This window comes from Izhakiella capsodis, from assembly GCF_900115045.1.
Classification (GTDB): Bacteria; Pseudomonadota; Gammaproteobacteria; order Enterobacterales; family Enterobacteriaceae; genus Izhakiella; species Izhakiella capsodis.
Genome location: NZ_FOVC01000001.1, coordinates 397,871 through 411,277, shown reverse-complemented (window position 1 = coordinate 411,277; position 13,407 = coordinate 397,871). Strand labels below are relative to the sequence as shown.

At 51.3% G+C, this 13,407-nt stretch carries 12 protein-coding genes; all 12 read right to left on the bottom strand.

From position 1 onward, the window contains the following. Window positions 1-7 precede the first annotated feature (7 nt). Window positions 8-397, bottom strand: a complete 390-nt coding sequence (gene cheY / locus BM191_RS01895) for a chemotaxis response regulator CheY (RefSeq protein WP_092874367.1) — start codon at window positions 395-397, stop codon at window positions 8-10. A gap of 41 nt (window positions 398-438) precedes the next feature. Then, on the bottom strand, window positions 439-1,488 hold the full coding sequence (locus BM191_RS01890; protein WP_092874364.1) for a protein-glutamate methylesterase/protein-glutamine glutaminase: 1,050 nt from the start codon (window positions 1,486-1,488) through the stop codon (window positions 439-441). After that, a complete protein-coding gene (gene cheR / locus BM191_RS01885) occupies window positions 1,485-2,360 on the bottom strand; it encodes a protein-glutamate O-methyltransferase CheR (RefSeq protein ID WP_092874361.1) in 876 nt (291 codons plus the stop codon). Before cheR ends, BM191_RS01890 begins: the two co-directional genes overlap by 4 nt. Window positions 2,361-2,437: 77 nt before the next feature. Then, on the bottom strand, window positions 2,438-4,120 hold the full coding sequence (locus BM191_RS01880; RefSeq protein ID WP_092874358.1) for a methyl-accepting chemotaxis protein: 1,683 nt from the start codon (window positions 4,118-4,120) through the stop codon (window positions 2,438-2,440). A 231-nt stretch (window positions 4,121-4,351) separates the two neighbouring features. Beyond that, on the bottom strand, window positions 4,352-4,849 hold the full coding sequence (gene cheW, locus BM191_RS01875; protein WP_092874356.1) for a chemotaxis protein CheW: 498 nt from the start codon (window positions 4,847-4,849) through the stop codon (window positions 4,352-4,354). Window positions 4,850-4,872: 23 nt separating this feature from the next. Then, the gene (gene cheA / locus BM191_RS01870) at window positions 4,873-6,879 is read right to left on the bottom strand and encodes a chemotaxis protein CheA (RefSeq protein WP_092875181.1); all 2,007 of its coding nucleotides are present in this window, start codon (window positions 6,877-6,879) and stop codon (window positions 4,873-4,875) included. A 10-nt stretch (window positions 6,880-6,889) separates the two neighbouring features. Beyond that, window positions 6,890-7,954: a flagellar motor protein MotB gene (gene motB, locus BM191_RS01865; RefSeq protein WP_092874353.1), complete on the bottom strand. Its 1,065-nt coding sequence runs from the start codon at window positions 7,952-7,954 to the stop codon at window positions 6,890-6,892. Next, window positions 7,951-8,838, bottom strand: a complete 888-nt coding sequence (gene motA, locus BM191_RS01860) for a flagellar motor stator protein MotA (protein WP_092874350.1) — start codon at window positions 8,836-8,838, stop codon at window positions 7,951-7,953. Before motA ends, motB begins: the two co-directional genes overlap by 4 nt. A 131-nt stretch (window positions 8,839-8,969) precedes the next feature. Then, entirely contained in the window at window positions 8,970-9,548 is a 579-nt protein-coding gene (gene flhC / locus BM191_RS01855; RefSeq protein WP_092874347.1) for a flagellar transcriptional regulator FlhC, read from the bottom strand. Next, entirely contained in the window at window positions 9,548-9,898 is a 351-nt protein-coding gene (flhD, locus tag BM191_RS01850) for a flagellar transcriptional regulator FlhD (RefSeq protein WP_092874344.1), read from the bottom strand. The genes flhC and flhD overlap by 1 nt, the downstream gene beginning before the upstream one ends. A 1,067-nt stretch (window positions 9,899-10,965) precedes the next feature. Further along, window positions 10,966-12,381 (bottom strand): alpha,alpha-trehalose-phosphate synthase, encoded by a 1,416-nt coding sequence (otsA, locus tag BM191_RS01845; RefSeq protein WP_092874341.1) that lies wholly within the window; start codon window positions 12,379-12,381, stop codon window positions 10,966-10,968. Then, a complete protein-coding gene (gene otsB, locus BM191_RS01840) occupies window positions 12,381-13,163 on the bottom strand; it encodes a trehalose-phosphatase (RefSeq protein ID WP_092874338.1) in 783 nt (260 codons plus the stop codon). The genes otsA and otsB overlap by 1 nt, the downstream gene beginning before the upstream one ends. Between the last annotated feature and the right edge of the window lie 244 nt (window positions 13,164-13,407).

The window sequence follows — 13,407 nt, the reverse complement described above, 5'->3', positions numbered from 1 at the left end:
TAGCTCCTTACATACCCAGTTTTTCGAAGATCTTGCCCAATTTTTCTTCCAATGTGGCCGCCGTAAAGGGTTTCACCACGTAGCCGCTGGCCCCGGCCTGAGCCGCCGCAACGATATTCTCTTTCTTCGCCTCAGCGGTTACCATCAGTACCGGCAGCTTAGAAAGAGCGGTGTCGGCACGGATCGTCTGTAACAGTTGCAGTCCGTCCATGTTAGGCATGTTCCAGTCGGAGATAACAAAATCAAAGGGGGACGCCCGTAACTTATTCAGCGCATCGACACCGTCTTCCGCCTCTTCCACATTGTTGAAACCTAATTCCTTTAACAGGTTACGGACGATACGACGCATCGTGTTGAAATCGTCCACGACCAGAAATCTCAGATTCTTATCGGCCATACTCACTCCTGTTTTGTCCAGCCCCTCAGGACCGTCGCTTATTAGATACGTAATGCCTGTACGGCGCTCATTTTTGCCAGCATATGCTGGCTGATTTCATGCAGATCAACGACCTCACTGGCAGCCCCGAGCACAATCGCCTCACGGGGCATACCGAATACCACACAGCTCGCCTCACTTTGGGCGATAGTCCAGGCGCCGGCCTGCTTCATATGTACCAATCCGGCGGCACCATCGTTTCCCATCCCGGTGAGGATCACGCCAATCGCATTGCGACCGGCAAACTGGGCTACTGAGTTAAATAAAACGTCCACCGAGGGTTTATGCCGGTTAACCGGCGGGCCTTCGTTAAGCTTCACCTGATAGTTAGCACCACTGCGCACCAACTCCAGATGCATCGCACCGGGTGCGATGTAGGCATGGCCCGGTAACACGCGTTCGCCGTCCTCTGCTTCTTTCACCGTAATCTGACACAGCTTATTGAGGCGCTCTGCAAAAGAGCGGGTAAACCCCGGCGGCATATGCTGCGTAATCAGCAGTGCCGGACTGCTGGCCGGTAGCGGCTGCAACACATGGCGGATCGCTTCGGTTCCCCCGGTTGACGCGCCGATGGCAATTAATTTTTCGCTGCCCAGCAGCGGGACACTCTTGAGTATGGCCGGTGCCGCTGCTAGCTTACGTATCCCCAGTCGCGCGCGCGAGGCGGCACGCAATTTTTCGCCGATCAACTGGCTGTAGGAGAGCATGCCTTCACGAATACCGAGGCTCGGTTTGGTGATAAAATCCACCGCCCCCAGCTCCAGCGCACGTAGCGTTACCTCGGAACCTCGCCCGGTTAATGACGACACCATCACCACCGGCATCGGTCGCAGACGCATCAGTTTTTCCAGGAAATCGAGACCGTCCATATTCGGCATCTCGACATCCAGCGTCAGTACATCGGGGTTAAACTGTTTGATTAACTCACGGGCAACCAGTGGATCTGGCGCACTGGCCACCATTTCCATATCAGGATGACTGTTGACAATTTCCGTCATCAGCTGCCGCATTAGTGCCGAATCATCGACGCACAGTACCCTAATCATTTTCATTTTTTGTCCCTGCTCAGCCCATATACCGTCTGTCCGCGCAGATAAAAATCTTTGCTTAGCTGACTGAAGTTTTCAGAGTGACCAGCGAACAGCAAGCCGCCGGGTTTCAGCAGAGACACAAAGCGCCGCAGAATTTTCTCCTGCGTTTCCTTGTCGAAGTAAATCATTACGTTGCGACAAAAAATTGCGTCAAATGGCCCTGGTAATGCCCACTCATTAGCCAGCAAATTAAGCTGAGCGAATTGAATGGTGCCACTCAGTTCGCTGCGCACCCGCACCATCCCTGCATGAGGTCCTGTGCCGCGCATGAAAAAGCGTTGCAGCTGCTGTGGCGAAAGCGTCCTCAACTCCTCCTGGCGATAGATCCCCCCCTGCGCCTTTTCCAGTACCTGGGTATCAATATCAGTGGCGTGAACCTGAAATTTACCCGGTCCGGACCCCAACGCTTCCGCCAGCGTAATGGCGATTGAATAAGGTTCTTCACCGGTAGACGCTGCAGCACACCAGACACTGAAACTACCACTGCGTTTTTTTGCCTGTTCAGCCAGCAGAGGAAAGTGGTGAGCTTCACGGAAAAAAGCCGTCAGGTTAGTGGTCAGTGCGTTAATAAATGCCTGCCATTCGGCGCTACCAGGCGTGTTTTCAAGCAGCGCCAGGTAACGACCAAAATCGTCCAGGTTGAGTATCCGCAGCCGCCTGACCAGGCGGTTGTAAACCATTTCACGTTTGTGATCGGCGAGAACGATCCCTGCGCGTTGATAAATCAGCTCGCTAATACGCTTGAAATGCACATCCGATAGCGGCAGGCGCTGGAACGCCTGTATTAACGGCGTAGCGTTGCTCTGGAAATCCAGCAATGTCGATTTTTTCATGCAAATCACCTGGCAACATGCCGATTAACCGTTTTAAAACCGCTGCATTCCCTGCACTCCGGTGCGTGTTTAGCCGTTCAAAAGGTTTCCCAGTTATCATTTGTGCGCGCTGCACCCGGCGCCACTTTTTGCGCGCCGTCAGGCTGAGTCAGTCGAAGAAGTTGTCCTCCTGTCGCGTTATTAACGGCGGCTGACAAATTTTCTTTACTGATTCGAAACAGGGCTACCGCATGAGACAGCTCGCTGGCCAGCTGCTCCAGCGCGTTAGCAGAGGTCGCGGAGGCCTGCACCAGCGCCACGTTCTGCTGCGTAACGCGATCCATCTCATTGACTGCGATATTAACCTGATCGATGCCCCTGCTCTGTTCATCTGACGCCGACGCTATCTCACCCATAATGTCGGTAACACGGGTCACCGAGCTGACGATTTCACTCATGGTTTCGCCCGCGCTTCCCACCAGGACCGCGCCGGCATCCACGCGCGATACGCTCTCCTCGATCAACGCTTTGATCTCTCTGGCGGCACTTGCACTTCGCTGCGCCAGGTTACGGACCTCGCCGGCGACCACCGCGAAACCGCGTCCCTGCTCACCCGCACGGGCCGCCTCTACTGCGGCATTCAGTGCCAGAATATTGGTCTGAAAAGCGATACCGTCAATAACGCTGGTGATATCAGCAATTTTTTTCGAGCTGCCCGCTATCTCATTCATTGTCTGCACCACGCCGTCAACGACCTTGCCGCCGCGCTGCGCCGTTTCCGAGGCGCTGAGCGCAAGCTTTGAGGCCTGTCGTGCGTTATCCGCATTTTGTCGAACCGTTGAGGTCAGCTGCTCCATGCTGGCCGCCGTTTCTTCCAGCGAAGAGGCCTGTTGTTCGGTTCGCGTCGCGAGATCGTTACTGCCGGCAGAGATCTCTATTGCGCCGCTGTTGATCGCGTTCGACCCATCGCGAACGGTGCTGACGGTGCGGATAAGCGCCTGCTGCATATCGCGCAGGCTGGCCGTTAGCTGTGACATTTCATTTTTGCCCTCGACGGTGATTGACTGCGTCAAGTCGCCATTAGCAATATGACGAATATGATCAATCGCCAGCGTTAGAGGGCGGAGCAGAATGCGATACATACCGCTCCAGGCCAGTACGATAATCAGCAGCGTCGCCAATGCCACCGTCAGTAAAATAATTTGCGTATGCTGCCAGGCTATCTGATTGTTCACCACGCCCTGACTTATCAGCGCGTTATTGACCGTTAGCCAGTCGTTATACGATTTTTCGAACTGATCCTGATACCGCTGTGTTGGCTGATCGAGATACGCCTGAAAGCGATTGCTTTTCAGCATTGCGATCAGCTCAGTCAGCGCCTGATGATAGATTCTATAATTGGCGTTTATGGCCTGTACCGTCGGCGCGGCACGCGTCTCATCCATCAGGGCAAGATTAAAGCGGGCCAGCGCCTGATCGGCCTCGTCCAGTTTGTCAGCGGCCTGGGTTAATAATGTCTGCACGCCGCTATCGTTAGCAGCCTGTGACGGATTCAGCGCATAACGCGTTCCAGCCCGGGCTAACGTGACACGCGCTTGCACCAACGCGACCCAGGATTTACCCATATCGCGCTGCTGCATGTTGAGACGCTGATTAAAAGAGAAGTTCTGCCGGTCAACGGCCACCGTGCGATAGAACATGGTACCGGTCGCCAGCTCCAGTAGCGTAAACAGCGCCAGAACCGTCACCAGAGCGGTGATAACTTTGATTCGTTTGAACATAGTAAACCTCAGGATCACGATGAATGACTCTGTTATCGGCAGGGTTCAGATGAACTTTATGAAAAGCAGGCCAGTGGGCCAATCGCAGCGAAGATGGCAATATCACGTAGGGTTTGCACTATGCCCGCGGCCATATTGCGCAAAAAAACCGCGGCCTGGCTGTCTGTTTCCCGACCATTGTCACCGCTGGCGGCTTGCTTTCAGGCGAAAAAACGCATTCAGCCGCACTGATCATGACGCGCGAAGCGTATCGACAAGTGCCATTTCCTCGCTGTTTAGCAATTTTTCAATATCAACCAGAATCAGCATCCGCTCATTCAACGCGCCAAGACCGGTCAGATACTCTGTTGACATCGTGACAGCAAATTCCGGTGCCGGGCGGATCTGCGTTTGTTGTAACGACAGAACATCTGAAACACCGTCAACCACGATACCCACCACACGCTGCATTAAATTCAGCACAATGACGACGGTGTTGTCGTTATAATCGACATCAGGTTGCGAAAATTTTAGTCGTAAGTCGACGATCGGCACGATAACGCCCCGCAGATTGGTCACCCCTTTGATGAACGACGGCGTATTCGCAATGCGGGTGACCTGATCATAGCCACGGATCTCCTGTACTTTAAGAATATCAATTCCATACTCTTCATCGCCCAGTGTAAAAACCAGGAACTCCTGACCGACGCTTTCGCCCGCGAGATTGGTGACAGTTGCCATTTCAGTCATTTTTTTACCCTTATGCTGTTAATTCAGGCTGCGGCCCCGGCCACGCGCTTTTCACGATTCAGAGATTGCAGCGCTGAAACGTCTACGATCAGCGCCACACTGCCATCACCGAGTATGGTAGCGGCAGAAATCCCCGGCACTTTGCGATAATTACTTTCAAGATTTTTTACGACAACCTGATGCTGACCAATCAACTGATCAACCAATAGTGCATAGCGCTTACCGGCACTTTGCAAAATGACCACAATGCCTTGCGTCGCTTCCTGTTTCGCGCCATTAACCTCGAACACGTTCCACAGCTCGACCATCGGCAAATACTCACCGCGGACTTCCAGAACGCGTTCGCCGCCGGCCAGCGCCTTCAGCTCTTCAGTGCGCGGCTGCAGGGATTCCATCACCGCATTCAGTGGCAGGATAAAAACCTCGTCGGCGACGCGCACCGACATCCCATCGAGGATCGCCAGTGTCAACGGCAGCAGGATGCGAATGGTGGTGCCTTTACCCTGTTTTGACGCGATCTCAACATGCCCGCCCATTTCGAGAATATTTCGCTTCACAACGTCCATGCCGACACCGCGGCCGGAAACATCGGTTACCTGCTCTGCTGTCGAGAAGCCAGGAGCAAAAATCAGCATGTTGACTTCGTCATCGCTCATGCTGTCATGAACAGGCAGGCCTGATGAGAGCGCTTTAGCCAGAATGCGCTCGCGGTTCAAACCTGCGCCGTCATCGATAACCTCGATACAAATGTTACCGCCCTGGTGCTCTGCCGAAAGCGTCAGGTTACCGCTGGCACTTTTACCCGCTCTGCTGCGTTTTTCCGGCGGCTCAATGCCGTGGTCCAGACTGTTACGCACCAGATGGGTTAAGGGATCGATGATGCGTTCAATCAGACTCTTATCCAGCTCAGTTGAACTTCCCAGAAGCGTAAGCTCAACCTCTTTACCCAACTTGCCAGCCAGGTCGCGTACCAGACGCGGAAAGCGGCTGAATACGTACTCCATCGGCATCATGCGAATCGACATCACCGACTCTTGCAGATCGCGTGCATTACGCTCCAGCTGTACCATACTGTTCAGCAGGTCACCGTGCTGAACGGGATCGAGTAAATTGGAACGCTGCGCCAGCATCGACTGGGTGATAACCAGCTCGCCAATCAGATTAATCAGCTGATCCACTTTTTCTACCGCCACGCGGATACTGTTCGATTCGCCAGCCCGTGCTGGTGCTGGTTTTTTCAGCGCGTCCGGTTTATCCTCTGACGCGATCTTCATTGGTGCAGGCTGGACCTTAGCACTAACCGCACCCGTTGCCGTTTCATTGATTACTTCGTCCATGCTGGCGGCACGACCAGCAAAAGCGATTTGCTTTTCATCAATGACAAAACAGAGCACCGCGACGATGTCGTCTTTACTGACAGACGACGTCAGCGAGGCTTGCAGGCTGTCCTCATTGCGCTGGATATCGCTGACAGTGCCGAGATTACCCAGTTCATCTATCAGAAGATCGATTTCATTGGCTTTGAGATCCGAAAGTATAATGCGCAACGCGCCGCTGTCAGTGCCTGCCGTCGTTACGGCAACGGCGTCAAATGCTGAGGTTGAGGTTAACGCGATCGTCTCAGGCGCAGCAATCATTTCACCTTTTGCTTTCAGCGCCAGCTGGCGCAGTGCCTTACAGATATATTCAAAGGCAGCCGCATCCGGCTCCTGAGCGGACTTATAAGCATCTAACTGTTCCTGCATAATGTCCTTCGTTTCCAAAAACAGGTTGATGATATTGGTACTCAGCTGCATTTCTCCGCGACGCGCACCATCGAGTATATTTTCCAGAATATGCGTGGTTTCCTGCAGTACGCTGAACCCAAAAGTGCCGGCGCCCCCCTTGATAGAGTGAGCAGCACGGAAGATAGCGTTAAGCTGTTCAGAATCAGGGGTTTCCGGATCAAGCCCCAACAGATGTTGTTCCATCTCGGCCAGGAGTTCGTCGGCTTCATCGAAAAACGTCTGATAAAAATCGCTGATATCCATGCTCACGGTATCACCTCTGCTGTGAGTCGCGCTGGTTTTGCGCTGCCGGTTGCTGCTCAGCCTGGGCATGAGTTCCCGTTGCTGCTGGCAACGCGGCGGGCGCGGCCGTTAAAGGTTGAGATTCAGGTTTCTTACTGGCGTTCGCAGGCGCTGCCGGCGCCGCTATTTGTTTCAGATTCTGCAGGCTGCCATCATCAGCCAGCGGAACTGAATCACTTTCCGCATTCTCTTTTTCAATCGCCTGTTCGGTATCATGATTGAGCACCAGCAGGCTAATACGTCGGTTAACCGCCTCATCCCCGCCGCGATTTTTCAGTTTCATGGTGTCTGCCATGCCGACCACCCGCAGCATTTTGCCCCCATCCAGCCCCCCCAGCACCAGTTCGCGACGTGAGGCATTCGCGCGTTCTGCCGACAGTTCCCAGTTGCTATAACCGCGATCGCCGTCGGCATACTGGAAATCATCGGTATGACCGGCAATGCTGAGCTTATTTGGCAGCTCATTGAGGATCGGTGCGATTGCCCTCAGGATATCGCGCATATACGGTTCCACTTCCGCGCTGCCGCGTTTAAACATGGGTCGGTCCTGACTGTCGATAATCTGAATACGCAGACCCTGATCAACCAGATTAATCACCAGGTGCGGGCGCAGCGCTTTGAGCCGGGGATCGGACTCAATCAGCTGATCCAGACGTTCACGCAGCCGGTTCAGACGTATCTCGTCAAGCTTACGTTTTTGCTCGTCAAGCAGACGCTTTCTGTCATCAGCTTCAACCGTTTTATGCACTTCTCCGTTCTGCCGGGTCGGGTCATCGCCCCCTCCGGGAATGGGACTTTCGCTATCACTGCTACGCGGACCGCCGTTTAAAGCCACCCTCAGCGGCGTTTTAAAATATTCGGCAATCTGCACCAATTGCTGCGGATTAGAAATCGAGATCAACCACATCACCAGAAAGAACGCCATCATCGCCGTCATGAAGTCAGCGTAAGCGATTTTCCATGATCCATGCCCGCTCTCATGTTTTTTTTGCTTACGCTTTTTAACCAGTACGATGGGATGATTATTCTGCTTCATGCATCTTGATCCGACGTCTGTTTCGCGGATGTCTTCACGTTACGTACGTGCTCTTCCAGCTCGATAAACGAGGGCCGCTCGGTGGAGTAAAGCGTTTTACGGCCAAACTCGACCGCAATCTGGGGCGCGTATCCATTAAGGCTGGAAAGCAGCGTTACCTTAATGCACTGCATCACCTTAGTCGTCTCCGCACATTTCTGGCGCAGCACACCAGCGAGCGGAGAAATAAATCCGTAAGCCAGCAGAATGCCAAGAAAGGTTCCAACCATCGCGTGAGCAATCAACCCCCCCAGTTCAGCCGCCGGGCGATCCGCCGAAGCCAGTGCATGGACTACGCCCATTACCGCCGCAACGATACCGAACGCCGGCAGCGAATCACCGACAGTTTGTAGCGCCACCGCGGGTACATCGCATTCGTGTTCGTAGGTTTCAATCTCTTCGTCCATCAGCGCTTCGATCTCAAAGGCGTTCATATTGCCGCTCACCATTAGGCGTAAATAGTCAACGATGAAGTCCACTAACCTTTTATCGGCAACAATGCGCGGGTATTGAGAGAAGATTTCACTCTCCTGAGGATTTTCGATGTCGCGTTCAAGAGACAGCATCCCTTGCTGACGGGATTTCGCCATCAAACGAAAGAGCAGTGCCATCAGGTCCATATAGACCGCTTTGTTGTATTTTGAGCCACGCATCAACAGCGGCAATGCTTTGCCCGTTGCCTTGATTGCTTTACCGCTGTTGCCCACGATAAAAGCGCCAAAACCAGCCCCGCCGATAATCAGCAGCTCAGAAGGTTGATAAAGCGCGCCGAGATGACCACCAACCAACATGTACCCGCCCAGCACGGACCCAATAACCAGGATATAACCCAATATAACCAGCACAATAAGTCCTTACGTTAATAGCGTGTGGGATGAAGGAAAAATCCGCTCTGTTTAACAAGACCTGGGGTGAGAGTAAAAAAAAGCAGCGGTATTAACCGCTGCTGGATGCACCTCACAATCGGACGAACTTGTTAAATAGCTTGCTTCATCTGTTCATCCAGCAGTTGTGGAATGTTATCGGCAGATCCCGCCGGAAGTTTACGTCTTTTTACTGCGCGCGACGGCGGCTGGCATAGACTACAAATGAAGCTGCCTTCTGGCTGGTGTGCATGGTTTATAAAACGGCCATTACAGCATTTGCAACTGGAGAGTTCGAGCATATTACTTTCAACAAAGCGCACCAGTGTCCAGGCACGGGTCAGCGCAAGTAACGGAGCGTCATCACTTTGCGGACACTGTTCGAGATAAAGCCGGTAAGCTTTAATAACGGCATCAATGCCGGAAGTCAGACCGCTTTTCAATAAAAACATCCAGGCATTACAAAACATAGTGGCATGAATATTTTGCTGCCATGTCATAAACCAGTCGGTGGAAAATGGCAACATCCCTTTAGGCGGAGGGCAACCACGTAATTCTTTATATAATTTAATTAAGCGACCGCGACTTAATTGCGTTTCACTCTCAAGCATTTGCAAACGAGCACCCAACGTTATTAATTCAATAGCCAACTGAATATCACTTGCTTCCTGGACGATACTTTTTTCGCTCATTACCCTACCCTCCGTTTGGGCTGTTCGTCTTCTTTTAAAACGTCGCGCAGCAGACGGCTTGATAATAAAATTCCGGTATGAACCTGCTGTAAATCGTCTACGCGCGATTCCTGAGTTAACAGATTAATTATACTGTGATCGTTAAAACGGAACTGACAAACCAGCTGATTGGTTTCCGCCAGTTTTACCATTTCAGGCAGTGTCAACTGTGCCAGCGCGGTAGCCATCGATTCATCGATACCCAGACGAAACATCGCTGAAGCTTTATCCTGGTTAATTAAACGCTGTGTAAGCAAAAGGTATGAAAGATTGATGTCATAAATATGTTTAAGTAGTTCTGAAGTACCCATGCACCCACCCTGACTGACACTAATTCAATGATTGCGGATAGATCTGACCGCACCTTTAGTTGCTGTTTAGTAACTCTACAAAATTGCAAAAAAAAATATGACGACAAAGGACAATTTTGAAGGAAAATTATCTTATTTCCCGGAATCATTCAGCCTGATTGTTATTTAAACTCAAGAGTCATTTAATTTCCTCCTGAGTTTTAACTATATTTACTGTATTTTTTTCTAAGATTCGATTATTTAATTTGCGCACCAATCACAGTCAGGACAGAATTTTCTTAATCTCTGTTAAGAGTAATCCGAAATGTAACGCAACTCTATCCCCTCTATTTGCGACATACAACGAGCGGAGCGTGAAATTTTAGATAAAGTGTGATGAACATCACATTTTTTAGGAAAATATTACAAAAAACCCATCAGAAACATTGTTGATTAGTTTACTAAGTAATCAATATAAGTTCTTTTTTGTTGAATTTATGTTACTCACAAACAAACGACATAATTATCAAGCTAACTTTTAATCATTTCGCATCGCGGCTGATTATTGATAGGATTATTCAGAACATAATAAAGATTAATAATCTAAAAAAAGGTTTTTATTCTTAAAAAGAGAATTAAATAAGATTTAAATTCATTCTGACTCTGTTCAACAGGCTAAATCTCAATGCTGGCGGTTGCTTTTTCAACTTCGGCTCACGCGACTGAATGTCGCGTTTCGTGACGAAGATTTCAGCCACACTCAATGAGGGCAATAACTTGAAACCTTCATTTACATAAGAAATATGAATGTATTGCCAGGATAACCATGGTGCTTCTCTGCCGACGGCAGAGGGTTATCTTCCGCAATTGATGGACCTGTTTTCCATTGGCAGCGGGTTTTATCGTTCCAATGCAGGTTTAGCGTGCGTGACTAAGGGCTGTTTAACGCGGTGCATAAAATAATGAACGGCAGGGAAATATCATAATTTATTAATGTGGGTTACGGGTACGAATAAGAGGGTGGGGGGATGAATCCGTTGTTCCCCCGCACGTGGCAAGACGCAGGTAGGTGCAGGAAACTTTAGCCGCTATGCCAGTTCAGGCTGCTCCCTTAGTTGATCTCCACCTCGCGAAGATACCCTCTGCAAGTCGTTAAGGAACGTTTTGCCCCAGGTGGCGATATCATTGCGCCGTAGCACCGCCATCATCTCTTTGTAGCGTTTGATGCGCTCTTCACGTGGCATCGTTAACGCGTCATGCAGTGCGGCGGCGACATTATCCCGATCGTAAGGATTGACGATCAGCGCCGAGGTAAGTTCATTTGCCGCACCGGCAAAGCGCGACAGTACCAGCACGCCCGGATCATCGGGATTTTGCGCCGCAACGTACTCTTTGGCGACCAGATTCATACCATCACGTAACGGCGTTATCAGGGCGACGTCGGTCAGTCGAAAGATTTTCATCAAAAGACGTCGATCGAAATGCTGATTGAGGTAATAAAGCGGCGTCCAATCCAGGGTGCCATATTTACCATTGATACGCCCGGCCTCTGTTTCAAGCTGATGGCGAATATCCTGATAAGCTTGAACATCCCCACGTGAGGTTGGCGCAATTTGAGTATAGCGAATATGGCTGCGATGCTGAGGGTAATTTTCCAGCAGCGCCTCATAGGCGAGAAAGCGCTCAGGCAGCCCTTTAGAGTAATCCAGCCGCTCACAGGCAATAATATTTTTAATCTCTCCCAGGTCACGTTTCATGGCCGCCATTTTAGGCGGTAGCGGGCCAGAGGCCATTTTTTTGATGTTCTCAGGCTCAATACCAATAGGGTAGACCTCAGTGGCGAAGTCATTGTCAAAAGCGTGATGCTGTTTGGCTCCCCGGCTCTCTAACCGGGTGATCTGAGAAACGCTGTTAAGAAATGCCAGCCGGTCGATTTCGGTCTGAAAACCCAGCAGATCATAGTGACACAGGCTGCTTAACAGCGTTTCATGCGGCGGCAAAGCGTTGAAAATTTCCGGGCTCGGAAAAGGAATATGCAAAAAAAAGCCGATAGGGTTACTGACGCCCAGCTTGCGGAGTTCAGCCGCAAATGGCAGTAAGTGGTAATCGTGTATCCACAGCGTATCATCCGGCTTTAAGAGTGGCTGTAGGCGTGTGGCCAGTAGCCTGTTGACGCTGCAATAGCCCTCCCATGCGTCGCACTGATACTGAACCAGGTCGAGGCGATAGTGGAAAGCCGGCCAGATAACCGCATTCGAAAACTGTAAATAATAGCGATCATAATCCCCCTGCTCAAGACCGAATGAAACGTAGGTGATACCACCATGCTCCTGCGTTTTTAGTGGCGCCTCTACAGCTGTTTCACTAATTTCACCATTCCAGCCGAACCACAAGCCACCGGTTGACTCCAGCGCATCGAGAACCCCAACCGCCAGCCCTCCGGCGCTGGCTTTCCCGCCTTCGGGCAGAGCGATACGGTTAGAAACGACAACTAAACGACTCATCACCTCAACTCCTTACCGATAAACGTTGTATCCTGATGTAATTGTGATGTCAGTTTTTCTAGCCAGCGGTGAACCTCCTCCACGTTGTCCATACGGAACGATGCTTGCGTCTGACCTTGGCCAACTTTTATTGCCACACCTCCTAATGCATTGACGACGCCGAAGCCGGTTTCGTCGGTCACATCATCGCCGACGAATACCGGAATGCGCCCTGAAAATAGCGCTTCCTGCATAAACTGGTGCAGCGCCAGACCTTTATCGACGCCTTTGGGTTTTAGCTCAACGACGCATTTTCCCGGTTGTAGTACCAGTTGTGGGAACTGCATGACCATTTTTTCCGCCAGGTCTTGCACCTCATCGGCATACTCCGGCGCATTACGAAAATGCAGCGCAAACGCCATCCCCTTGCTTTCAAGCAGGGTACCAGGCAGGGTTGCCAGCACCTGACGCAGTTGCTGTAGCACCGACTTACTCACCTCGTCGGGCAGGCTGATGCAATGCACTTTTCCGGCGACATCGCGGCGTTCAGCACCATGCACGCCGGCAAGTGGTAGCCTTAACGGTGCAGTAAGCGCATCCAGCTCGCTTAGCGGGCGCCCGGAAACCAGCGCCAGTGCGTTGCCACAGCCAACAGAGAGTTTCTGCAAGCAGGTTATTACCGACGAGGGAATAAAAACCTCGTCAGGCCGCGACTGAATGGCTGCCAGCGTACCATCAACGTCAAAAAAAAAGGCGTGGTTATCCAGGGTAACGACTGGCGCAATAACAGCGGGGTGATTCACGCTCTTCTCCGGGTCAGGTAGGTGAAAGTACGTTCAGCACAGCATTTTGCTGGAAAGTCCTGCTTTGCGAAGCAACGAATTAACCGGATCACCCGCACGCCTGAAAAGATGATATTGAACGCCATAAGAGATGAAAACTGGACTGCCAGCCCGGCGTCCTGAAAACGAATAGAATATTGAAGATAACCATTTAAAATTTACATCCCTTACCAACACATTGGGTAGCACCCTATCCAAAAGCAGC